This is a genomic window from Enterobacter cloacae, assembly GCF_013375935.1.
GTDB classification, from domain to species: Bacteria; Pseudomonadota; Gammaproteobacteria; order Enterobacterales; family Enterobacteriaceae; genus Enterobacter; species Enterobacter pasteurii.
Genome location: NZ_CP056117.1, coordinates 3,885,343 through 3,906,348, shown reverse-complemented (window position 1 = coordinate 3,906,348; position 21,006 = coordinate 3,885,343). Strand labels below are relative to the sequence as shown.

Here is a 21,006-nt window from a genome sequence, read left to right as displayed (position 1 = left end):
GCGCGATGGAAAACCTGCTGATCGTAAATGCCGATGATTTTGGCCTGTCGAAAGGGCAGAACTACGGCATTATTGAGGCCTGTCGCCGGGGCGTCGTGACCTCCACAACAGCGCTTATCAACGGCGAGGCGGCAGAACACGCGGCTCAGCTGAGCCGTGAGGTACCAGAGCTGGGCGTGGGTATGCACTTTGTGCTGACGCTTGGGTTACCGCTGTCGCCAATGCCGGGCCTGACGCGCGACGGGCAGCTGGGGAAATGGATTTGGGAACTGGCGGAGCAGAACGCGCTGCCGCTCGATGAGATTGCCCGCGAGCTGGACTGCCAGTTTAATCGCTTTGTCGACGCGTTTGGCCGTGAGCCAACGCATATTGACAGTCACCATCATGTGCATATGATCCCGGCGATTTTTCCGATAGTGGCAGAGTTTGCCCAGCGCAAAGGCGTGGCGATGCGCGTGGATCGTGACGTGCGCGGGTTGCCGGAGGTCGCCGTGACGGCAACGGACGGGTTCAGCAGCGCATTTTACGGCGACGCGATCGACGAAGCGCTGTTCCTCAGGGTGCTGGACGATTCTGCCGCAAAAGGGGAACGCTCGCTTGAGGTGATGGCGCACCCGGCGTTTATCGACCAGACCGTGCGTAAGAGCGCCTACTGCTGGCCGCGCCTGGATGAACTGTATGTTCTGACATCGGCGTCGCTGAAGCACGCGATTGCCGAACGTGGGTATCGTCTGGGGACGTTCAGGGATCTTTAAAACGTGCCGGTGTCGCGATAAAAGCAAAACGGTAACCCCTGGGTTACCGTTTTTACTATTGTTTCCCTCTCCCGTGGGAGAGGGGCGCGGGCATCAGGCCGCACAGCCGGGTATGGTTTGCTTACGCCGGGATCTGGTCGGTTTTACTGCTGCGCGACCACACGCGGTGCGCGGCGAGCAGATCAAACAGCCGGGTCATGAACGCATCGTCAACGTTATCCCCCTCAACAATGCCTTCTTCTCCCTGGTCCGGCACCTTCAGCAGGGTTTTAAACTTCCGCGCATCGCCTGCCAGGGCTATTGGCTTCAGGTGCTTATAGGCTTCCAGAAGATAATAGGCGGCATCACCGTTGCCGAGCAGGCTCTCTACGTCACCGCACGGCATAATCACCGCATCAACCGTCAGCGACGGTGCGCCCGCAAAGGTGGCGGCAATCGGCAGGACAGAGCCGTCATCGGCCGTTACTTCGCCCATGCGTGAGTAAAGCAGCTTGGCATGCACTCCCTGGGTTTTCAGCGCCTTCATGATCCCCAGCACGTCGCTGGCGCGGGTTTTATCGTTCAGCAGGATCGCCACCACGCGGCCCTTAATTGACCCGCCGGGTACCGCATACAGGCTCAGGGACGGATCCTTTTTCAGCCCGTTCACGTCTTTCGGCGGTGCGGCATGGCACTGCTCGTCGGTGAGCGTAATTCCGAGGTTGTTCGCCACGCCCTGGGCAAGCTGAATATCAATATGCGCCAGATGATCGACCACGCGCTCGCGAATGTACGTGCGCACCACCTTGCTCAGCTCAAAGCTGAAGCCGCCGATAATATGCTGCTGTTCAATCGGGGTCTGGCTGTTCCAGAACAGGCGAGGATGGGCGTAGTATTCGCCGAAGGACGGGCTGCGCTCGCGAATTTTCGTTCCATCAACGCGCTCCTGATACGACTCAAACCCGCCGCGCTTCGGTGCCGGCGGCGTTTCACGCGGCCAGTTATCGTTAATGGAGTTCGGTTCGTAGTTCGCCGGGTTGGTGTCAATATCCTGGCGGTGCATCCCGTCACGCTGGAAGTTGTGGTACGGGCAGGTTGGACGGTTGATCGGAATTTCGTGGAAGTTTGGCCCGCCGAGTCGGCTGATCTGCGTATCGGTGTAGGAGAAGAGGCGGCCCTGAAGCAGCGGATCGTTGGTGAAATCCAGCCCCGGCACGATGTGGCCCGGGTGGAACGCCGCCTGCTCATTCTCGGCAAAGAAATTGTCCGGGTTGCGGTTAAGCACCATTTTGCCCACCAGTTGAACCGGCACCAGCTCTTCGGGAATAAGCTTGGTCGGATCGAGCAGGTCGAAGTCGAATTTGAACTCGTCCTCTTCCGGGATCAGCTGTAACCCCAGCTCGTATTCCGGGAAATCTCCGGCTTCAATGGATTCCCACAGTTCGCGGCGGTGGAAGTCCGGATCGCGACCGGTGAGCTTCTGCGCTTCATCCCATACCAGGGACGCTTTCCCCGCGACCGGCTTCCAGTGGAACCGCACAAACGTTGCCTTACCTTCGGCATTGATCAGACGGAAGGTATGAATACCAAACCCTTCCATGGTGCGGTAGCTGCGCGGGATCCCGCGGTCAGACATCGCCCACATCACGTTGTGCAGGGTTTCCGGCTGCAGCGAGACATAGTCCCAGAAGGTGTCATGGGCGCTTTGTCCCTGCGGTATGGCCCAGTGAGGCTCTGGTTTTACCGCATGGACAAAGTCAGGAAACTTATGCGCATCCTGAATGAAGAAAACCGGGGTGTTATTGCCGACGAGGTCGAAAATACCCTCTTCGGTGTAGAATTTGGTGGCGAAGCCGCGAATATCACGCACCGTGTCGGCCGAGCCAGCGCCGCCCTGTACGGTGGAGAAGCGCACGAACACCGGGGTGATTTTATTCGGGTCGGATAAGAAATCCGCTTTGGTTACCTCTTTCAGGCTTTTATACGGCTGGAAATAGCCGTGCGCCGCGGAGCCACGCGCGTGAACGATACGCTCAGGAATACGCTCATGGTCGAAATGGGTGATCTTTTCCCGCAGAATGAAATCTTCCAGCAGCGTCGGGCCGCGCGTTCCGGCACGCAGGGAGTTCTGGTCATCGGCGATACGCACGCCCTGATTGGTGGTCAGCGCATAACCTTCGCCACCTTTGCGGTGCGGATCGAGGGATTTTAACTTCTCGTTTTCCGCATCGGGGGACTTCATGCTTCCCGGTGCGGTAGGCTGTTCCCCCGGTGCGGAAGGGCCCGGGGATGGTTTATGAGAGCCGTCAGCAGGGGCGAGTGAATCCATTCCCGGTTGAGATTCTTCGGTGCCATGAATGGGTGACTGATGTGGTTTATCATTGTTCGACATTGCACGCTTCTCCTTTGTTCATTCCTAAAAACCCTATTAAGGATAGAACAATGTTATGAATTAGCAGGCGAACTAAGTGTTTTCAGAGCGATTGATTAGCGAAAGGAGCCATCTGCCACACGCCGGGCGCGACGGGCGGGGTGAGGATCGGCTATGATAGAAATTTCCTGCTTTAAGAATTTGCTTTAGTGAACCAGTCGCTTATGAAACCTCTTCGTCAACAAAACCGCCAGGTTATTAGCTATGTGCCCCGCGTTGAACCCGCGCCGCCAGACCACGCCCAGAAAGTGGATGGTTTTCGCGATGTCTGGATGTTGCGGGGTAAATACGTGGCCTTTGTGCTGATCGGCGAGCACTTCCGTCGGTCTCCCGCATTTACGGTGCCGGAGTCGGCGCAGCGTTGGGCGGTGCAGGTTCGCCAGGATGAAGAGGTTGAAGAGTAGCAGACAAAAAAAAACCGCCATCAGGCGGTTTTTTTAACAGTCGTGAATTAACGGTGCGCCAGCTCGGCGTCGTCTTCGCTTTCCAGAACCGTTTTGTCGGTCTGCTTCAGCCACTGGCTGGTCAGCGTACCGGCGGTCATCGAGCCGCTGACGTTAAGCGCGGTACGACCCATATCGATTAACGGCTCTACGGAAATCAGCAGGGCAACCAGCGTCACCGGCAGGCCCAGCGCAGGCAGAACAATCAGCGCGGCGAACGTCGCCCCGCCACCCACGCCCGCCACACCTGCGGAACTAATGGTTACGATACCCACCAGCGTCGCAATCCAGACCGGATCCAGCGGGTTAATGCCCACCGTCGGCGCAACCATCACGGCCAGCATTGCCGGGTAGAGGCCCGCACAGCCGTTCTGTCCAATGGTGGCACCAAAGGAGGCAGAGAAGCTGGCGATAGACTCCGGCACGCCCAGTCGACGGGTCTGCGCTTCCACGTTCAGCGGGATAGAGGCCGCGCTGGAACGGCTGGTGAAGGCGAAGGTCAGCACCGGCCAGACCTTGCGGAAGTATTTCAGCGGGCTAACGCCGTTCACGCCAAGCAGGATGCCGTGCACAACAAACATAATGCCCAGACCCAGGTATGAGGCAATCACAAAGCTACCCAGCTTAATGATGTCCTGCAGGTTCGAGCCTGCCACCACCTTGGTCATCAGCGCCAGCACGCCGTACGGCGTCAGCTGCATCACCAGACGTACCAGCTTCATCACCCAGCTTTGCAGGGTATCGATGGCCGTCAGAACGCGCTCGCCCTTAGGCGCATCGTCCTTCAGCAGCTTCAGCGCAGCCACGCCCAGGAACGCGGCGAAGATAACCACGCTGATAATCGAGGTTGGGCTTGCACCGGTCAGATCGGCAAACGGGTTCTTCGGAATGAAGGAGAGCACCATCTGCGGAACGGTAAGATCGGCCACTTTACCCGCGTAGTTGGTCTGGATCGCCGTCAGACGCGCGGTTTCAGCGCTGCCCTGAACCAGGCCCTCTGCGGTCAGGCCGAACAGGTTGGTCACCAGCACACCCACCAGCGCCGCAATCAGCGTGGTGAAGAGCAAGGTGCCGATGGTCAGGAAGCTGATTTTACCCAGCTGCGTCGCGTTGTGCAGACGGGCAACGGCGCTCAGAATAGACGCGAACACCAGCGGCATGACGATCATTTGCAGCAGCTGCACATAGCCGTTGCCGACAATATTGAACCACTGGATGGACTCTTTCAGTACCGGGCTATCGGAGCCGTAGACGGCGTGCAGGGCCAGCCCAAACACGACACCCATCACCAGACCGACCAGCACCTTTTTCGCCAGGCTCCACTGTTTATGGCGCGCCTGGGCAAGAAGCAATAGCAATACGACGAACACAACGATGTTCGCTATGAGTGGAAAATTCATCCCCGTTCTCCTGATTTATTATACGGTCGATTTTTACCGAACCTGTTGGCGCAAGGTTAGCAGAAGTGTGATGTGGCGCTTATATCCATATGGAATGGTTTATGACAAATGTGATTGTTTTGTCGGTTTAATGTTCAATCTGGTGATTAATGAAACGATTGAACTGATATTGCAGCGAATTAATCATCTGCGACGACCAGCGCACTGCACCATTTTCGGGCAACGTCTGCGGCATCCAGACGGCATACGCAAACAGCGCCATGCACAGGACGCGCTCCAGCTGGTTGCCTTTTTGCGGAACGAGGATCGGCAGACGAAAGCGCCAGCGGCACGGCCAGAGCAGCGGAACGCCGGCTGGCGTCAGCATGTCGGCAAGAATATGGCTCAGGTAGCCGAGCACCATGCCCTGAATGGCATCCGCCGGAACTATCCAGCTGTCGGGCACTTTTAAGTAGAAGAGCGTCAGCAGGCCAAACACGGCCAGCAGGCTGTGGGTGAACCCGCGGTGGCCAAAGGCTCTGGCGATGGGCTTTGAGATCCACTTCAGCCGCTGGCCGAGGAATGATTTGGGATGATCGATGTCTGGCAGCAGGCAGGTCAGCACGGCAGAAGGGACAATATGCCACCAGTCCCCCTGTGCCAGCACAGGGGTTAGCTCAGCGTTTTTGGCAAACACTGCACAGGCAAGAGAAAAAAGCAGGTGGCCTTCCGCCGTCATGATAAAACCCGGTAAACTGTCGATTCATACAGTATAGGGTTTTTATACAGTGGGCGAAAGAGGTGACGGTGTAACTCTTTGTCACAAACGCCCGGCTAGCGCGCCAGCCAGCCCCCGTCGACGGCGAGGGTATGGCCGTTAACGTAATCAGACGCCTTCGAGGCGAGAAAGACCACCGGGCCCTGCAAATCTTCCGGTAGCCCCCAGCGGCCCGCAGGGATACGGTCGAGGATCGCCTGGCTTCGCTGCTCGTCATCGCGAAGCTGTTGGGTGTTATTTGTTGCCATATAGCCCGGCGCGATGGCGTTCACGTTGATGCCGAGCGGCGCCCATTCGTTTGCCAGCAGGCGGGTCAGCCCCAGCACGCCGCTTTTGGATGCCGTATAAGAGGGCACGCGGATGCCGCCCTGGAAGGAGAGCATGGAGGCGATATTTATGATTTTTCCGCCCTGACCCTGAGCAATAAACCGTTTCGCTACCGCCTGGGAAAGGAAAAAGACCGATTTAAGATTGAGGTCGATCACCTCGTCCCAGTCCTTCTCGCTGAATTCCAGGGCGTCGGCGCGGCGAATGGTTCCGGCATTGTTAACCAGAATATCGATACGTCCCATCCCGGCGACCGCGCTGTCCACCACGCTCTGAATATTTTCCTGCCTGCCGAGATCGGCACGGATCGCGATGAAGCGTCGCCCGAGCGCGGTGACACGCGCTGCCGTTTCATCAGGCGCCTTGCGGTTTACGCCCACGATGTCGCATCCCGCCCCGGCGAGTGCAACGGCCATGCCTTGCCCCAGACCCGTATCGCACCCGGTAACCATCGCCACTTTTCCCGCCAGAGTAAAAGCATCCATTATCATACGCGCCTCAGAAGTCAGGTTATTGTCATTCTGCACGTAAGAATAGGAGCCTGGAACGAGAAAAGCAAATAAACTAAAACGTTGTTTTAATTCTGTGATGCAGGCAGCCGAAGCTGCCTGAAAAGCGGATCACTCCCCGCGCAGATGGCGGGCAGTCAGTTCTTCAAGAGACGTCAGCCTGACGTCCGCGAGGGCAAAGCGGGGATCGTGTCGACCTTCTTCAGCCGGCACGACGATGGAGCGCATCCGTGCGGCTTTTGAGGCCACCATTCCATTAACGGAATCTTCCAGCGCCACGCAGGTGAGCGGGTCAAGCCCCAGCTTAGCGGCGCAGTCCAGATAGACCTGCGGATGCGGCTTGCTGTAGGGAAGCTTTTCGGCCGACGCCAGCGCGTCGAAGCTGTCGCGCAGCCCGAACATGATGAGCACTTTTTCCAGCATGTGCAGCGGCGAGGCGGAAGCCAGGCCCACCTTCAGCCCTTGCGCCTTGCACAGCGCGATAGCCTCGCGGACTCCCGGCAATAAAGGCTTATGCTCTTCAACCAGCGAGATGGCGCGGTTGATGATGCGCGCCGTGACCTCTTCGCGGTCGGGGCCAACCCACGGCTGGTGGGCATACCAAAGGTCAACCACCATATCGATGCGCAGCCCCAGGGTGTCGGGAAGCTCGCTACGACGACTGATATCGACGCCGAGGCTGGCCATCACGTCCAGTTCAGCCCGATCCCACAGCGGTTCGGAATCAATCAGTAATCCATCCATGTCAAAAATAGCGGCAAGTATCTGGCGCGGTGTCGACATTACAACATCTCCTTATCATAGGGGGTAAGACGAACGGTGCTAAGCACAGGCAATTTAGCATATTGCATTCAAAGATCGGGCGAAAATGACCGACAGCAGGTAGACTTAGGTACAAATAACGCGTCTTTATGAAGAGGAACTAATGACGTATCAACAGGCTGGACGCATCGCGGTCTTAAAACGTATCGCTGGTTGGGTTATTTTCATTCCCGCCCTGATTTCAACGCTGATTTCCGTACTCAAATTTATGTACGAACGCAGCGAAAAACAGCCGGGCATCAATGCCGTCATGCTTGATTTTGCCCACGTAATGATTGAGATGATGCGGTTCAACACGCCGTTCCTGAATTTCTTCTGGTATAACTCGCCCACGCCGAATTTTCACGAGCAGCTCAACGTGGGGTTCTGGATTATCTTTGCGCTGATTTTTATCGCGATGGCGCTTCAGGCTTCCGGCGCACGAATGAGTCGCCAGACCCGCTTTTTACGTGAAGGGGTGGAAGATCGGCTGATCCTTGAGAAGGCGAAAGGGCCGGAAGGGATGACCCGCGAGCAGATTGAATCGCGGATTGTTGTACCGCGCCACACCATTTTTGTGCAGTTTTTCCCGCTCTATATACTGCCGGTCATTATCATTGTGGCCGGGTATTTCTTCTTTACCCTGCTCGGCTTTCTGTAGGGCAAAGCGGGTGGCGCGTTGCCACCCGTTCAGCCGCTATGCCGCCAGAATGCGATCCAGCGCGCGCTGGGCATTCACAAGGTGGCCCCCTCCAAACAAAATGGCCCGGTTCAGCAGGGTGTAAAGCTGATAGACCGGCTGACGCTCAAGGAAATCCGGCGGCAGCGGTGAGACCGACTGATAGCCATCGTAAATTTGCGGCGGCTGTTCAGGATGCAGCGGCAGCATCGCAAGATCGCACTCTCTGTCGCCCCAGTAGCAGGCCGGGTCGTAAATATACGGACCATCAGGCCCAAGCGCGCAGTTATCCGACCACAAATCACCGTGCAAAAGGGAAGGCTGAGGCTGATGCGAGGCCAGTCGCTGCTGGACGTGTTCGACGATGGCGTCGATATTGCCGAACGCTAATCCTTTTTCAGCGGCCAGCTCCAGCTGCCAGCCGATACGCTGTTCGGCAAAGAATGTCGACCAGCGGCGCTGCCAGGCGTTTGGCTGCGGGGTTGTGGAGAGGTCGTTATCGAAATCCAGCCCGAACTGCGGCTGATCGCTCCACTGGTGCAGCCGGGCAATCTGCTGTCCGAGAATAAAGGCGTTGTGCGCATCCAGGGGGCGAGGGGGAAGATAGTTCATCACCAGAAAGCTGTAGTCGCGATCGCTGCCGACGGCTAATACCTGGGGAACGGTGACCGTTTTACTGCGCGACAGCAGCTCAAGCTGATCGGCCTCGGCCGTAAAAATGGGGAGCAGTTCGCGCTCGTCACATTTAACGAAAAGATCGCGCCCGGCGTATCGTAAATGCCACGCGGCGTGGATCTCTCCGCCTGGCAGTTCGTTACGCAGTTCAATTTCACCTTCACCCAGTTGCTCGCTTAAAAGATGACTGATAGCCTGCCACATGATGTCTCTCCCATGTTGTCTGCCAGATCATAAAGTTAGCGCAAAATCGCTGTAAAAAAACAGGAACTAACGCACAACTGAGCGGTTTAATTTTAAACAGGGCACTTATTGCTCTTTTTTATGCCAGTTGTCCCAGGTATCCACGTCAATTTCCGTGCTTTTATCGGTGACGCTTTCCACCAGGCTACTGGCCAGCGCCTGCACCTCTTCCTGGCTCAGCGGGCTTATCAGGCCAAACGCCAGCGAGCCGAGGTCGTGTATATTGCCTTCATCGTCCGTCAGCGTAAGCTGAAAATTGGCGCGCGTGAACGCATTGTTGAGTTCATTCAGTTCGGTCAGCGACGCCTCATGAATATTCACGGTTACGACGTAGCGGGTGATATCACCACTGCTCATAATTCACCTCGTTGTTATTCTGAAAGTTTTCTTAGCATAGTCGATATGCCCTGTTTAGCGACTTCCCCCTCTGCCGGAAGGGGGAAGATCGTTCAGCTTCTTGACAGGTAATCGACGATTTTCTGGGTATCCGCGAGTGAACACAGCCGCGTGCCCTGATTGATGGTGGCTGCACTCCCCGCCGCGACGCCATAGCGCGTCATTTCAAGCAGCGACGCGCCCTGCGCCAGCTTCAGCGCCATCGCGCCGACCATGCTGTCACCTGCGCCTACGGTGCTCTGGCTCTTCATTGGCGGCGGAACGACCTGCACAAAACCCGTTTTATCGACGGCCAGCGCCCCCTGTGGACCGAGAGAGACCACAACGCGGTGCGCTTTGCCGGTGCGTACCAGCTCTTCTGCGGCGGTACGCACGTCATCAGGCTGGTTCAGTTCGCGATTAACAAGCGCGCTCAGCTCTTTCTGGTTGGGCTTAACGAGTTCCAGCTGTCCGGGTTCTAACGCGGCCCGCAGGGCGTCGCCTGAGCTATCGACAATGCAGCGGATGCCGCGCTGGAGTACCGCCTTAATCAGCGCCGTCAGCTTTTCAGTTTTCACGCCCGGCGGCAGGCTACCGCTGATGACCAGCAGCGAGCCGCTTTCAATAGTCAGCACTTTCTCTTCCAGTTGACGAAACTCATCGTCGCTCAGCTTTGCGCCCGGCATTACGAAACGATACTGCTCGCCGCTGGATTCAACGTGAACATGGAGGTTTTGCCGGGTCCAGTCGTGGGCGTCTACGGTGTCCACCGCAACCTGCTCATCCGCCAGCAGCGCCACCAGATGCTCGCCCGTCGCCCCGCCGGCGGGGAAGATGGCGGTCGCTTTCCCGCCGAGATGCGTAATGGCGCGCGCCACGTTAATGCCGCCGCCGCCCGGTTCAAACACCGGTGCGCTACAGCGGAGCTTACCTTCCGGGTATATTTGCGGCGTCATGGTCGCGGAGTCGAGGGAAGGGGAGAGTGTCAGCGTATAAATTGAAGCCATCATTACCTCCTTTTAGCATGGGTTCTTTTAAGCCTGGCACCGATCGCCAGGAAGGCAACGTAAATAACAGTATGATTTTAAATATGAATGCTGACAAAAACCCTGCGGCAGACATATAAAATAAAACGCGTTTTGAGATCGTTCTTATTCAAAAAATGAAATAAGAAAACATTGCTATGTTATTTGCGGCTTTTTATAATTTGTTACCTTTCTCTGGACGCCTTGTCATTGATCCTCAAGAAAGTTTCCGAGACCGTGATGGTCTCTTTTTTTGTTGTACGGACTCCTTAAATAAAATGAAGCTTTTGAAGACAGTACCCGCAGCACTGATGCTGGCGGGTGGCGTGTTTGCGTCACTGAATGCAGCCGCCGATGATACCGTTTTTACTGTCATGGACGATCCTTCCACCGCCAAAAAACCCTTTGAAGGTAACCTGAATGCGGGCTATCTGGCGCAATCCGGTAACACGAAAAGCTCCTCCCTTACCGCAGACAGCACCCTGACCTGGTACGGCAATACCACCGCCTGGTCGCTGTGGGGGAACGCCAGCAACACGTCCTCCAACGACGAGCGCTCATCTGAAAAATATGCGGTGGGCGGACGTAGCCGTTACAACATGACCGATTATGACTACCTGTTCGGACAGGCGAGCTGGCTGACTGACCGCTTCAACGGCTATCGCCAGCGTGATGTCGCGACCGCGGGTTATGGTCGTCAGTTCCTGAACGGGCCAGTGCACAGCTTCCGTTTTGAATTCGGTCCGGGCGTACGTTACGACGAGTACACCAATGGCGAAGATGAAACGCAGCCGCTGGGTTACGCATCGGGCACCTACGCGTGGCAGATGACCGACAACGCTAAATTCACTCAGGGCGTGTCGGTATTCGGTGCTGAAGATACTACGCTAAACTCTGAAAGTGCTTTGAACGTGGCCATTAACGAACACTTTGGCCTCAAGGTCGCGTACAACGTGACCTGGAACTCTGCACCGCCTGATTCTGCGCCGGAACATACCGATCGCAGAACCACGCTTTCTCTCGGCTATAAAATGTAATTCCGACGGGCCGGACTATCCCGGCCCGTTTTTTATTTTCAGTAACTGTGCTGTTTTATAATAAACGGCGTTTTAAATTAACTGGTCCTTTTTCATTTTTATTATTTCTCCATAGTGCGCTTCAGGCCTTATTCAGTTTATTTGACACGAATTGATAAATAATTTGACTAGGAAAAAGTGTGATCCAGATCTACACTGAAAGCACAGGCAAAAGCTCGCCTCAAGCCTTTCAGCATTAATTAGTATGAGAATTATCATTATGAAAAAAATCAAAACCGCTACAGCAGCGATGGTGCTTTCCGCACTTTCATTTGGCGTATTTGCTGCTGATAATATGACGCAACCTGCCAGCAGCCAAACCGGTATTGTCAAAGCTTCGGATGTTGAAGCAGGCTCAAACATGGCTCCAGGCTCTCAGTCTACCGGCCAGTCCATGAACGATGCGTTTGATGTACATAAGCTGGTGGCGGGTGAGTGGTCCTGATCCCTGTTAACTGCCAGACTGTTGTTGAATATTCATCAATATTACAGCCTGTGGAAAACCGGATGAAGACGTACCGGTTTTTACACGTGGTAATAGCGTAAAGATAGTTACTATATATACAGGAAATTTACCACCTGTTTACGTTTCGCGTTACGATAACCGTATACGCTTCTTCTCTGCTGGCTATATCAGCCCCAGATCATCGCGGCCCAGCGCAGCAGCAGCATCGCGCCGCAAATAGCAATTAATACCACGACCATTTTCCAGTGCTTAACGGCAAATCGTTTAGTTGGCATAACCTAATCCTTGTCAGTTGAGACCCTTAGTCTACCAAATTAAGCGCCAGAATGCGCTTTACCCTGGACAGCAGGCTATGCCAGAACACCGGTCTGATTCAGAACCAGTGGAATCTGTCGGCCAGGATCAATACCAGACCGGCAGCGGAAAGAAGATTTAATATCACAACGGTTCTGCTGGATACATTCATGTCATCACCCCTGGATGTTTAAGGACATGTTCAAGGATAGCTCAGCACTTTCGGAATGCGAGCATCTGGCAGCGAAAGTTCCCCCGCTCATACAGAAGGTTGAGAGGTTCAAAACGGTCGCAGAAGGTGCATTCGCCTTGTCAATAGTGTTACCATTACGCTGCGTGCCGTAAATCCGCATTATTCTGAAATCGGCAGGTGCAGGATGACGAACCAATTTGACGATTGTTGGTCAGATGGTTTCGTAATCTACTGTTTAATCACGATTATTTTCTTTGTATATGCTCTTATGTGTGGGGCATCACTGCAAATAAGGATATAAAATGCCTGTAATTACTCTTCCTGATGGCAGCCAACGCCATTTCGATCGCGCTGTAAGCCCAATGGATGTTGCCCTGGACATCGGTCCCGGTCTCGCGAAAGCGACCATTGCTGGCCGCGTGAATGGTGAGCTGGTTGACGCGTCCGATCTGATTGAAAGCGATGCGACGCTCGCAATCATCACTGCGAAAGACGAAGAAGGTCTGGAGATCATTCGTCACTCCTGCGCGCACCTGTTAGGTCATGCTATCAAGCAGCTGTGGCCAAACACCAAAATGGCGATCGGCCCGGTTATCGACAACGGTTTCTACTACGACGTTGACCTTGACCATACCCTGACCCAGGAAGACATCGACGCGCTCGAAAAACGTATGCACGAGCTCGCCGAAACGAACTATGACGTCATCAAGAAGAAAGTCAGCTGGCACGAAGCGCGTGAAACCTTCGTGAAGCGTGGCGAGAGCTATAAAGTCTCTATTCTCGATGAGAACATCGCTCATGATGACAAGCCTGGCTTGTACCATCATCAGGAATACGTCGACATGTGCCGTGGACCGCACGTGCCGAATATGCGCTTCTGCCATCACTTTAAGCTGATGAAGATCGCAGGCGCTTACTGGCGTGGCGACAGTAACAACAAAATGTTGCAGCGTATCTATGGTACCGCGTGGGCTGATAAGAAAGCCCTGAACGCGTACCTGCAGCGCCTGGAAGAGGCGGCTAAGCGTGACCACCGTAAAATCGGTAAGCAGCTTGACCTGTATCACATGCAGGAAGAAGCGCCGGGTATGGTGTTCTGGCATAACGACGGCTGGACTATCTTCCGTGAACTGGAAACCTTCGTGCGCTCTAAGCTGAAAGAGTACCAGTATCAGGAAGTAAAAGGGCCGTTCATGATGGACCGTGTGCTGTGGGAAAAAACCGGCCACTGGGACAACTACAAAGATGCGATGTTCACCACCTCGTCTGAGAACCGTGAATACTGCATCAAGCCAATGAACTGCCCGGGCCACGTTCAGATCTTTAACCAGGGTCTGAAATCCTACCGCGACCTGCCGCTGCGTATGGCGGAGTTCGGTAGCTGCCACCGTAACGAGCCATCAGGTGCGCTGCACGGTCTGATGCGCGTTCGTGGCTTTACTCAGGATGATGCGCATATCTTCTGTACTGAAGATCAGGTACGTGATGAAGTTAACGCCTGTATTCGTATGGTCTACGATATGTACAGCACCTTTGGCTTCGAGAAAATCGTCGTCAAACTCTCAACGCGCCCGGAAAAACGTATCGGTAGCGATGAGACATGGGATCGCGCAGAGGCGGATCTCGCCGTAGCGCTGGAAGAGAACGGAATTCCGTTTGAATACCAGCTGGGCGAGGGCGCATTCTACGGTCCGAAAATTGAATTTACCCTGTATGACTGCCTCGATCGCGCATGGCAGTGCGGAACGGTACAGCTGGACTTCTCTCTGCCGCAGCGTTTAAGCGCCTCTTATGTGGGCGAAGACAACGAGCGTCAGGTGCCGGTTATGATTCACCGTGCAATTCTCGGTTCACTGGAGCGCTTCATTGGCATCCTGACCGAAGAGTTCGCCGGCTTCTTCCCAACCTGGCTTGCGCCAGTGCAGGTAGTCGTGATGAACATTACCGATTCTCAGGCGGATTACGTTAAAGAATTGACGCAGAAACTACAAAATGCGGGCATTCGCGTAAAAGCAGACTTGAGAAATGAGAAGATTGGCTTTAAAATCCGCGAGCACACTTTACGTCGTGTCCCGTATATGTTGGTCTGTGGTGATAAAGAGGTGGAAGCAGGCAAAGTTGCCGTTCGCACCCGCCGTGGTAAAGACCTGGGGAGCCTGGACGTAAGTGAAGTGATTGAGAAGCTGCAACAAGAGATTCGCAGCCGCAGTCTTCAACAACTGGAGGAATAAGGTATTAAAGGCGGAAAACGAGTTCAAACGGCACGTCCGAATCGTATCAATGGCGAGATTCGCGCCCAGGAAGTTCGCTTAACAGGTCTGGAAGGCGAGCAGCTGGGGATTGTGAGTCTGAGAGAAGCGATCGAAAAGGCTGAAGAAGCTGGAGTAGATTTAGTTGAAATCAGCCCTAACGCCGAACCGCCAGTTTGTCGTATCATGGACTACGGCAAGTTCCTTTATGAAAAGAGTAAGTCTTCTAAGGAACAGAAGAAGAAGCAAAAAGTTATCCAGGTTAAGGAAATCAAATTCCGTCCTGGTACCGACGATGGCGATTATCAGGTAAAACTCCGCAGCCTGATTCGCTTTCTGGAAGATGGCGATAAGGCCAAGATCACGCTGCGTTTCCGCGGTCGTGAGATGGCCCACCAACAGATTGGTATGGAAGTGCTTAACCGCGTCCGTGACGATCTGAGTGAACTGGCAGTAGTCGAATCCTTCCCTACGAAGATCGAAGGCCGCCAGATGATCATGGTGCTCGCTCCTAAGAAGAAACAGTAAGGCCTTCAAGCAGCAAAATCTGTGGAGCCTTAGGGCCCCATAGGTTTTGTTCGCCTATGTTTCGTTTATTTAACAATGCGAAGTGGAAGTTATTAAAATGCCAAAAATTAAGACCGTACGCGGTGCTGCTAAGCGCTTCAAAAAAACCGGTAAAGGTGGTTTTAAGCACAAGCACGCTAACCTGCGTCACATTCTGACTAAGAAAGCTACCAAGCGTAAACGTCACCTGCGTCCAAAAGCCATGGTTTCTAAAGGCGATCTGGGCCTGGTCATCGCGTGCCTGCCGTACGCATAAGTCGTTAACGTTTAACTTTTTTAACTTAGAATAGATACAGGAGAGCACACATGGCTCGCGTAAAACGTGGTGTAATTGCACGTGCACGTCACAAGAAAATTTTGAAACAAGCTAAAGGCTACTACGGTGCGCGTTCACGCGTATACCGCGTTGCCTTCCAGGCTGTTATCAAAGCAGGTCAGTACGCTTACCGTGACCGTCGTCAGCGTAAGCGTCAGTTCCGTCAACTGTGGATTGCGCGTATCAACGCAGCAGCACGTCAGAACGGTATTTCTTACAGCAAATTCATCAACGGCCTGAAAAAAGCCTCTGTTGAAATCGACCGTAAGATCCTGGCTGACATCGCAGTATTCGACAAAGTAGCGTTCACCGCTCTGGTCGAAAAAGCGAAAGCAGCACTGGCATAAGCCAGTTGAAAGAGGGGGCTTTGCTCCCTCTTTTCATATACCCGATCAGAAGATTGACATTTACCCGTCCAGGCTTTTCAATAAGGTCTTTACGGTTTTTACCACACAAGGTAACGCAAGCATGAATGCTGCTATTTTCCGCTTCTTCTTTTACTTTAGCACCTGACTTCAGGAGGCTAGCGCGTGAAAGATGAAACGAAAAACAGCGCCAGATAAGCCTCCCGATGGAGGCTTTTTTTGTGCCTGAATTTGAGAGAATACGTCCAACAATTCGGTGTCTGCACCGACATAATGAGGAAAACCATGTCACATCTCGCAGAGCTGGTTGCCAGTGCAACGGCCGCCATTAACCAGGCCTCAGATGTTGCCGCGTTAGACAATGTCCGCGTCGAATATCTGGGCAAGAAAGGGCATCTGACCCTTCAGATGACAACCCTGCGTGAGCTGCCGGCAGAGGAGCGCCCGGCAGCAGGTGCAGTGATTAACGAAGCCAAAGAGCAGGTACAGCAGGCGCTGAACGCCCGTAAAGCCGAGCTGGAAAGCGCGGTACTCAATGCGCGCCTGGCGGCAGAAACGATCGACGTTTCTCTGCCGGGGCGTCGTATTGAAAACGGCGGTCTGCATCCGGTAACGCGTACTATCGATCGTATTGAAAGTTTCTTCGGTGAGCTCGGCTTTACCGTGGCGACCGGCCCGGAAATTGAAGATGATTACCACAACTTCGATGCCCTGAACATCCCTGGCCATCATCCGGCACGTGCTGACCACGACACTTTCTGGTTTGACGCTACCCGTCTGCTGCGCACCCAGACCTCCGGCGTTCAGATCCGTACCATGAAGGATCAGGAACCGCCAATTCGCATCATCGCGCCGGGCCGCGTGTACCGTAACGACTACGATCAGACCCACACCCCAATGTTCCACCAGATGGAAGGTCTGATTGTTGATAAAAACATCAGCTTCACCAACCTGAAGGGCACGCTGCACGATTTCCTGAACAACTTCTTTGAGGAAGATTTGCAGGTTCGCTTCCGTCCGTCCTACTTCCCGTTCACTGAGCCCTCTGCGGAAGTTGACGTCATGGGTAAAAACGGTAAGTGGCTGGAAGTGCTGGGCTGCGGCATGGTGCATCCAAACGTGCTGCGCAACGTGGGTATCGATCCGGAAGTTTACTCCGGCTTTGCGTTCGGTATGGGCATGGAGCGTCTGACCATGCTGCGCTACGGCGTGACCGATTTACGTGCATTCTTCGAAAACGATCTGCGTTTCCTCAAACAGTTTAAATAAGGGCAGGACAGAACAATGAAATTCAGTGAACTGTGGTTACGCGAATGGGTTAACACCACGCTGGACAGCGAAGCGCTCTCCAACCAGATCACCATGGCGGGTCTGGAAGTTGACGGTGTCGATCCGGTTTCTGGCGCCTTCACCGGCGTAGTCGTGGGTGAAGTGGTTGAGTGCGCTCAGCACCCTAACGCCGACAAGCTGCGCGTCACCAAAGTAAATGTGGGTGGCGATCGCCTGCTGGATATCGTCTGCGGCGCGCCAAACTGCCGTCAGGGCCTGAAGGTGGCCGTGGCGACCGTCGGCGCCGTGCTGCCTGGCGATTTCAAAATCAAAGCGGCGAAGCTGCGCGGCGAGCCGTCTGAGGGCATGCTGTGCTCCTTCTCCGAGCTGGGTATTTCCGACGATCACAACGGCATCATTGAGCTGCCGCTGGATGCGCCGATCGGCACCGATATTCGTGAGTACCTGAAGCTTGATGACAACACCATCGAAATCAGCGTCACGCCAAACCGTGCCGACTGCTTAGGCATTATCGGCGTGGCGCGCGACGTTGCCGTGCTGAACCAGACCGAGCTGAACGTGCCGGAGATCGCTTCGGTTGCGGCCACCATCAGCGACACGCTGCCAATTCAGGTTGACGCCGTTGATGCCTGCCCGCGCTATCTCGGTCGCGTGGTGAAAGGCATTAACGTTAAGGCACCAACCCCGCTGTGGATGAAAGAAAAGCTGCGTCGCTGCGGTATCCGCTCTATCGACGCCGTCGTTGACGTGACCAACTACGTTCTGCTGGAGCTGGGTCAGCCAATGCACGCGTTCGATAAGGATCGTATCGAAGGCGGTATTGTTGTTCGCATGGCGAAAGAGGGCGAAACCCTGGTGCTGCTGGACGGCAGCGAAGCGAAACTGAGCGCCGATACGCTGGTTATTGCGGACCACAACAAAGCGCTGGCGATGGGCGGTATCTTCGGTGGCGAGCACTCTGGCGTCAACGACGAGACGCAAAACGTCCTGCTGGAATGCGCGTTCTTCAGCCCGCTCTCCATCACCGGCCGCGCGCGTCGTCATGGCCTGCACACCGATGCCTCTCACCGCTACGAGCGTGGCGTTGACCCGGCGCTGCAATATAAAGCGATGGAGCGAGCGACTCGCCTGCTGATCGACATCTGCGGCGGTGAAGCCGGTCCGGTTATCGACGTCACTAACGAAGCGACGCTGCCGAAGCGTGCGACCATCACCCTGCGCCGCAGCAAGCTGGATCGCCTGATTGGCCATCACGTTGCCGATGCGCAGGTGACCGACATCCTGACGCGTCTGGGCTGCGACGTGACCGAAGGTCAGGACGAGTGGAAGGCCGTAGCGCCGTCCTGGCGTTTCGACATGGAGATCGAAGAAGACCTGGTGGAAGAGGTGGCCCGCGTATACGGCTACAACAACATTCCCGACGAGCCGGTGCAGGCAGGTCTGGTGATGGGCACCCATCGCGAAGCCGATCTGTCCCTGAAGCGTGTGAAAACCATGCTGAACGACAAAGGCTACCAGGAAGTGATCACCTACAGCTTCGTGGATCCTAAGCTTCAGCAGCTGATCCACCCGGGTCAGGAAGCCCTGATCCTGCCAAGCCCAATCTCCAGCGAGATGTCAGCGATGCGCCTCTCCCTGTGGACGGGCCTGCTGGGCACCATCGTTTACAACCAGAATCGTCAGCAAAACCGCGTACGCATTTTCGAAAGCGGCTTGCGCTTTGTACCGGATACTCAGGCTAATTTGGGCATCCGTCAGGATCTCATGCTGGCCGGCGCAATCAGCGGTAACCGCTACGAAGAGCACTGGGATCTGGCAAAAGGCACGGTCGATTTCTACGATATGAAGGGCGATCTGGAATCAATCCTCGATCTGACCGGTAAATTATCTGAAATTGAATTCCGCGCAGAAGCGATTCCGGCCCTGCATCCGGGCCAGAGCGCGGCGATTTATTTAGACGGCAAACGTGTTGGTTTCATTGGCGTTGTGCATCCTGAGCTGGAACGTAAGCTTGACCTCAACGGCCGTACCATCGTGTTCGAGCTGGAGTGGAGCCCGGTCGCAGACCGCGTTATTCCTCAGGCGCAGGACGTCTCGCGCTTCCCGGCAAACCGCCGTGATATCGCGGTTGTGGTCGCTGAAAACGTGCCCGCAGCAGATATTTTGGCCGAATGTAAGAAAGTTGGCGTAAATCAGGTAGTTGGCGTAAACTTATTTGACGTGTACCGCGGCAAGGGCGTAGCAGAAGGTTTCAAGAGCCTCGCTATTAGCCTTATCCTTCAGGATACCAGCCGTACACTCGAAGAAGAGGAGATTGCCGCTACCGTCGCCAAATGTGTAGAGGCATTAAAAGAGCGATTCCAGGCATCATTGAGGGATTGAACCTATGGCGCTTACAAAAGCTGAAATGTCAGAATATCTGTTTGATAAGCTTGGGCTTAGCAAACGGGATGCCAAAGAGCTGGTAGAGCTGTTTTTCGAAGAGATCCGTCGTGCTCTGGAAAATGGTGAGCAGGTAAAACTCTCCGGTTTTGGCAATTTTGATTTGCGAGACAAAAACCAACGTCCGGGCCGTAACCCGAAGACGGGGGAAGATATTCCCATTACAGCCCGCCGCGTGGTGACCTTCAGACCCGGCCAGAAGTTGAAAAGCCGTGTCGAAAACGCAACGCCCAAAGCAGAGTAATATGAACTAACTAAAAAGGCCGCTCACGCGGCCTTTTTTCTTTGCGCTATTTGCTAAACCCGCCGTAAAATCAATGATATCTCAACCTGATAACCTGTCGCCTATGCTTGATCTTGCCCGTCGCCAGCGCCGCTCCGATCTCTACCGCCTGTCTCTGCTCGGGATGCTGTTGATTATCGCCACCACGGTCAGCCTGTGCGCGGGCGATCGGTGGCTGGGGCCGGAAAGCTGGTTTACCCCAGACGGGCAGCTCTTTGTCTGGCAGATCCGCCTGCCGCGGACGCTGGCCGTCATTCTGGTCGGCGCGGCGCTGGCGCTGTGCGGCACGATCATGCAGGCGTTGTTCGAAAACCCGCTGGCGGAGCCCGGGCTACTCGGCGTCTCGAATGGGGCTGGCGTCGGGCTTATCGCCGCCGTAATGCTGGGGGGAGGCGAGCTATCCGCCTGGGGCATTAGCCTCAGCGCCATTCTCGGGGCGCTGCTGATCACCGTCATTCTCCTGCGCTTTGCCCGACGTCACTTATCAACCAGCCGGCTGCTGCTGGCCGGGGTCGCGCTGGGGATCATCTGTAGCGCGCTGATGACCTGGGCCGTCTACTTTTCCACCTCATTTGACCTGCGCCAGCTGATGTACTGGATGATGGGCGGCTTTGGTGGCGTTGACTGGCGTCAGGGGTGGCTGATGGCGCTTCTGATCCCGGTGATCCTGTGGACGGCGCTTCAGGCGCAGCCGCTTAATATTCTGGCGCTGGGCGAAACGTCTGCCCGCCAGCTCGGTATGCCGATTGGATTCTGGCGCAACGTGCTGGTTGTCGCCATCGGCTGGATGGTTGGGGTCAGCGTGGCGCTGGCGGGCGCGATTGGCTTTATCGGGCTGGTGATCCCGCATATGCTGCGCCTGTGTGGCATTACGGACCACCGAACCCTGCTCCCGTCCTCGGCGATTGCCGGAGCGGCAACGCTCCTGATTGCCGACATCATCGCCCGGCTCGCCCTGACGGCCGCTGAGCTGCCGATCGGCGTGGTGACCGCAACGCTGGGTGCGCCGGTCTTTATCTGGCTACTTTTAAAGGCTGGTCGCTGAACGGAATGATATTTACTCTAA

The 21,006-nt window shown here is 55.2% G+C and carries 24 protein-coding genes and 1 other annotated feature; of the genes, 14 read left to right on the top strand and 10 right to left on the bottom strand.

Going from position 1 to position 21,006, the window contains the following annotated elements; all coding sequences use genetic code 11:
- The first annotated feature begins 5 nt into the window (after positions 1-5).
- Positions 6-755, top strand: a complete 750-nt coding sequence (chbG, locus tag HWQ14_RS18325; RefSeq protein WP_176610570.1) for a chitin disaccharide deacetylase — start codon at positions 6-8, stop codon at positions 753-755.
- 121 nt (positions 756-876) lie between these two features.
- Here the strand turns inward: chbG and katE are convergent, their stop codons facing one another.
- A complete protein-coding gene (gene katE / locus HWQ14_RS18320; RefSeq protein ID WP_176610569.1) occupies positions 877-3,126 on the bottom strand; it encodes a catalase HPII in 2,250 nt (749 codons plus the stop codon).
- 203 nt (positions 3,127-3,329) lie between these two features.
- Here katE and cedA point away from each other — a divergent pair, with 203 nt between their 5' ends.
- Complete coding sequence (gene cedA / locus HWQ14_RS18315; RefSeq protein WP_209007147.1) at positions 3,330-3,569, top strand: cell division activator CedA; 240 nt, start codon at positions 3,330-3,332, stop codon at positions 3,567-3,569.
- A 47-nt stretch (positions 3,570-3,616) separates the two neighbouring features.
- Here the strand turns inward: cedA and HWQ14_RS18310 are convergent, their stop codons facing one another.
- The 4 genes from HWQ14_RS18310 to hxpB all read right to left on the bottom strand — a co-directional run bounded on the left by HWQ14_RS18310 (position 3,617) and on the right by hxpB (position 7,384).
- Positions 3,617-5,008, bottom strand: a complete 1,392-nt coding sequence (locus tag HWQ14_RS18310; RefSeq protein ID WP_176610568.1) for an L-cystine transporter — start codon at positions 5,006-5,008, stop codon at positions 3,617-3,619.
- Positions 5,009-5,135: 127 nt separating this feature from the next.
- Positions 5,136-5,726 carry a metal-dependent hydrolase gene (locus HWQ14_RS18305; protein WP_148419067.1) on the bottom strand — a complete coding sequence of 197 codons (591 nt, stop codon included), beginning with the start codon at positions 5,724-5,726 and terminating at the stop codon, positions 5,136-5,138.
- Positions 5,727-5,821: 95 nt separating this feature from the next.
- On the bottom strand, positions 5,822-6,583 hold the full coding sequence (kduD, locus tag HWQ14_RS18300) for a 2-dehydro-3-deoxy-D-gluconate 5-dehydrogenase KduD (RefSeq protein WP_176610567.1): 762 nt from the start codon (positions 6,581-6,583) through the stop codon (positions 5,822-5,824).
- Between the two features lie 129 nt (positions 6,584-6,712).
- On the bottom strand, positions 6,713-7,384 hold the full coding sequence (hxpB, locus tag HWQ14_RS18295) for a hexitol phosphatase HxpB (RefSeq protein ID WP_148419063.1): 672 nt from the start codon (positions 7,382-7,384) through the stop codon (positions 6,713-6,715).
- A gap of 142 nt (positions 7,385-7,526) precedes the next feature.
- Between hxpB and HWQ14_RS18290 the strand changes: the two genes are divergently transcribed.
- Positions 7,527-8,063 carry a YniB family protein gene (locus HWQ14_RS18290; RefSeq protein WP_148419061.1) on the top strand — a complete coding sequence of 179 codons (537 nt, stop codon included), beginning with the start codon at positions 7,527-7,529 and terminating at the stop codon, positions 8,061-8,063.
- Between the two features lie 36 nt (positions 8,064-8,099).
- On the opposite strand, the gene HWQ14_RS18285 is transcribed toward HWQ14_RS18290, so the two are convergent.
- The 3 genes from HWQ14_RS18285 to pfkB all read right to left on the bottom strand — a co-directional run bounded on the left by HWQ14_RS18285 (position 8,100) and on the right by pfkB (position 10,381).
- Entirely contained in the window at positions 8,100-8,960 is an 861-nt protein-coding gene (locus HWQ14_RS18285) for a fructosamine kinase family protein (protein WP_148419059.1), read from the bottom strand.
- 105 nt (positions 8,961-9,065) lie between these two features.
- Positions 9,066-9,356, bottom strand: a complete 291-nt coding sequence (ghoS, locus tag HWQ14_RS18280) for a type V toxin-antitoxin system endoribonuclease antitoxin GhoS (protein ID WP_176610566.1) — start codon at positions 9,354-9,356, stop codon at positions 9,066-9,068.
- A 92-nt stretch (positions 9,357-9,448) separates the two neighbouring features.
- Positions 9,449-10,381 (bottom strand): 6-phosphofructokinase II, encoded by a 933-nt coding sequence (gene pfkB / locus HWQ14_RS18275; protein WP_148419188.1) that lies wholly within the window; start codon positions 10,379-10,381, stop codon positions 9,449-9,451.
- Positions 10,382-10,677: 296 nt separating this feature from the next.
- Between pfkB and HWQ14_RS18270 the strand changes: the two genes are divergently transcribed.
- Both HWQ14_RS18270 and HWQ14_RS18265 read left to right on the top strand, forming a co-directional pair.
- Positions 10,678-11,436 carry a DUF481 domain-containing protein gene (locus tag HWQ14_RS18270; protein WP_148419055.1) on the top strand — a complete coding sequence of 253 codons (759 nt, stop codon included), beginning with the start codon at positions 10,678-10,680 and terminating at the stop codon, positions 11,434-11,436.
- A gap of 259 nt (positions 11,437-11,695) precedes the next feature.
- Entirely contained in the window at positions 11,696-11,920 is a 225-nt protein-coding gene (locus HWQ14_RS18265; protein ID WP_176610565.1) for a hypothetical protein, read from the top strand.
- Between the two features lie 188 nt (positions 11,921-12,108).
- On the opposite strand, the gene yniD is transcribed toward HWQ14_RS18265, so the two are convergent.
- Together yniD and yncL are read right to left on the bottom strand one after the other, a co-directional pair.
- Complete coding sequence (gene yniD / locus HWQ14_RS18260; protein WP_003857815.1) at positions 12,109-12,216, bottom strand: small membrane protein YniD; 108 nt, start codon at positions 12,214-12,216, stop codon at positions 12,109-12,111.
- A gap of 98 nt (positions 12,217-12,314) precedes the next feature.
- The gene (gene yncL, locus HWQ14_RS18255) at positions 12,315-12,407 is read right to left on the bottom strand and encodes a stress response membrane protein YncL (protein WP_071785204.1); all 93 of its coding nucleotides are present in this window, start codon (positions 12,405-12,407) and stop codon (positions 12,315-12,317) included.
- Between the two features lie 323 nt (positions 12,408-12,730).
- On the opposite strand from yncL, the gene thrS reads away from it, so the two are divergent.
- The 9 genes from thrS (at position 12,731) to btuC (ending at position 20,985) form a co-directional block, all read left to right on the top strand.
- The gene (thrS, locus tag HWQ14_RS18250) at positions 12,731-14,659 is read left to right on the top strand and encodes a threonine--tRNA ligase (RefSeq protein WP_148419051.1); all 1,929 of its coding nucleotides are present in this window, start codon (positions 12,731-12,733) and stop codon (positions 14,657-14,659) included.
- A gap of 3 nt (positions 14,660-14,662) precedes the next feature.
- The gene (gene infC, locus HWQ14_RS18245; protein WP_023616141.1) at positions 14,663-15,205 is read left to right on the top strand and encodes a translation initiation factor IF-3; all 543 of its coding nucleotides are present in this window, start codon (positions 14,663-14,665) and stop codon (positions 15,203-15,205) included.
- 97 nt (positions 15,206-15,302) lie between these two features.
- A complete protein-coding gene (gene rpmI / locus HWQ14_RS18240) occupies positions 15,303-15,500 on the top strand; it encodes a 50S ribosomal protein L35 (RefSeq protein ID WP_001124225.1) in 198 nt (65 codons plus the stop codon).
- A 50-nt stretch (positions 15,501-15,550) separates the two neighbouring features.
- Complete coding sequence (gene rplT, locus HWQ14_RS18235) at positions 15,551-15,907, top strand: 50S ribosomal protein L20 (protein ID WP_000124850.1); 357 nt, start codon at positions 15,551-15,553, stop codon at positions 15,905-15,907.
- Between the two features lie 116 nt (positions 15,908-16,023).
- Positions 16,024-16,148: a sequence feature (Phe leader region), on the top strand.
- Positions 16,029-16,073: a pheST operon leader peptide PheM gene (gene pheM, locus HWQ14_RS18230; RefSeq protein ID WP_001386830.1), complete on the top strand. Its 45-nt coding sequence runs from the start codon at positions 16,029-16,031 to the stop codon at positions 16,071-16,073. (Overlaps the previous feature by 45 nt.)
- A 62-nt stretch (positions 16,149-16,210) precedes the next feature.
- A complete protein-coding gene (gene pheS / locus HWQ14_RS18225; protein ID WP_033145275.1) occupies positions 16,211-17,194 on the top strand; it encodes a phenylalanine--tRNA ligase subunit alpha in 984 nt (327 codons plus the stop codon).
- A gap of 15 nt (positions 17,195-17,209) precedes the next feature.
- Positions 17,210-19,597 carry a phenylalanine--tRNA ligase subunit beta gene (gene pheT / locus HWQ14_RS18220; protein WP_176610564.1) on the top strand — a complete coding sequence of 796 codons (2,388 nt, stop codon included), beginning with the start codon at positions 17,210-17,212 and terminating at the stop codon, positions 19,595-19,597.
- Between the two features lie 4 nt (positions 19,598-19,601).
- The gene (gene ihfA, locus HWQ14_RS18215) at positions 19,602-19,901 is read left to right on the top strand and encodes an integration host factor subunit alpha (protein WP_003857805.1); all 300 of its coding nucleotides are present in this window, start codon (positions 19,602-19,604) and stop codon (positions 19,899-19,901) included.
- Between the two features lie 103 nt (positions 19,902-20,004).
- Positions 20,005-20,985: a vitamin B12 ABC transporter permease BtuC gene (gene btuC, locus HWQ14_RS18210; RefSeq protein ID WP_176611226.1), complete on the top strand. Its 981-nt coding sequence runs from the start codon at positions 20,005-20,007 to the stop codon at positions 20,983-20,985.
- Positions 20,986-21,006: the final 21 nt, after the last annotated feature.

What these genes read in the sequence shown, in the direction of transcription:
- chbG (WP_176610570.1), top strand. Translation starts at nt 6, where the DNA reads ATGGAAAACCTGCTGATCGTAAATGCCGATGATTTTGGCCTGTCGAAA.
- katE (WP_176610569.1), bottom strand. Translation starts at nt 3,126, where the DNA reads ATGTCGAACAATGATAAACCACATCAGTCACCCATTCATGGCACCGAA.
- cedA (WP_209007147.1), top strand. Translation starts at nt 3,330, where the DNA reads ATGAAACCTCTTCGTCAACAAAACCGCCAGGTTATTAGCTATGTGCCC.
- HWQ14_RS18310 (WP_176610568.1), bottom strand. Translation starts at nt 5,008, where the DNA reads ATGAATTTTCCACTCATAGCGAACATCGTTGTGTTCGTCGTATTGCTA.
- HWQ14_RS18305 (WP_148419067.1), bottom strand. Translation starts at nt 5,726, where the DNA reads ATGACGGCGGAAGGCCACCTGCTTTTTTCTCTTGCCTGTGCAGTGTTT.
- kduD (WP_176610567.1), bottom strand. Translation starts at nt 6,583, where the DNA reads ATGATAATGGATGCTTTTACTCTGGCGGGAAAAGTGGCGATGGTTACC.
- hxpB (WP_148419063.1), bottom strand. Translation starts at nt 7,384, where the DNA reads ATGTCGACACCGCGCCAGATACTTGCCGCTATTTTTGACATGGATGGA.
- HWQ14_RS18290 (WP_148419061.1), top strand. Translation starts at nt 7,527, where the DNA reads ATGACGTATCAACAGGCTGGACGCATCGCGGTCTTAAAACGTATCGCT.
- HWQ14_RS18285 (WP_148419059.1), bottom strand. Translation starts at nt 8,960, where the DNA reads ATGTGGCAGGCTATCAGTCATCTTTTAAGCGAGCAACTGGGTGAAGGT.
- ghoS (WP_176610566.1), bottom strand. Translation starts at nt 9,356, where the DNA reads ATGAGCAGTGGTGATATCACCCGCTACGTCGTAACCGTGAATATTCAT.
- pfkB (WP_148419188.1), bottom strand. Translation starts at nt 10,381, where the DNA reads ATGGCTTCAATTTATACGCTGACACTCTCCCCTTCCCTCGACTCCGCG.
- HWQ14_RS18270 (WP_148419055.1), top strand. Translation starts at nt 10,678, where the DNA reads ATGAAGCTTTTGAAGACAGTACCCGCAGCACTGATGCTGGCGGGTGGC.
- HWQ14_RS18265 (WP_176610565.1), top strand. Translation starts at nt 11,696, where the DNA reads ATGAAAAAAATCAAAACCGCTACAGCAGCGATGGTGCTTTCCGCACTT.
- yniD (WP_003857815.1), bottom strand. Translation starts at nt 12,216, where the DNA reads ATGCCAACTAAACGATTTGCCGTTAAGCACTGGAAAATGGTCGTGGTA.
- yncL (WP_071785204.1), bottom strand. Translation starts at nt 12,407, where the DNA reads ATGAATGTATCCAGCAGAACCGTTGTGATATTAAATCTTCTTTCCGCT.
- thrS (WP_148419051.1), top strand. Translation starts at nt 12,731, where the DNA reads ATGCCTGTAATTACTCTTCCTGATGGCAGCCAACGCCATTTCGATCGC.
- rpmI (WP_001124225.1), top strand. Translation starts at nt 15,303, where the DNA reads ATGCCAAAAATTAAGACCGTACGCGGTGCTGCTAAGCGCTTCAAAAAA.
- rplT (WP_000124850.1), top strand. Translation starts at nt 15,551, where the DNA reads ATGGCTCGCGTAAAACGTGGTGTAATTGCACGTGCACGTCACAAGAAA.
- pheS (WP_033145275.1), top strand. Translation starts at nt 16,211, where the DNA reads ATGTCACATCTCGCAGAGCTGGTTGCCAGTGCAACGGCCGCCATTAAC.
- pheT (WP_176610564.1), top strand. Translation starts at nt 17,210, where the DNA reads ATGAAATTCAGTGAACTGTGGTTACGCGAATGGGTTAACACCACGCTG.
- ihfA (WP_003857805.1), top strand. Translation starts at nt 19,602, where the DNA reads ATGGCGCTTACAAAAGCTGAAATGTCAGAATATCTGTTTGATAAGCTT.
- btuC (WP_176611226.1), top strand. Translation starts at nt 20,005, where the DNA reads ATGCTTGATCTTGCCCGTCGCCAGCGCCGCTCCGATCTCTACCGCCTG.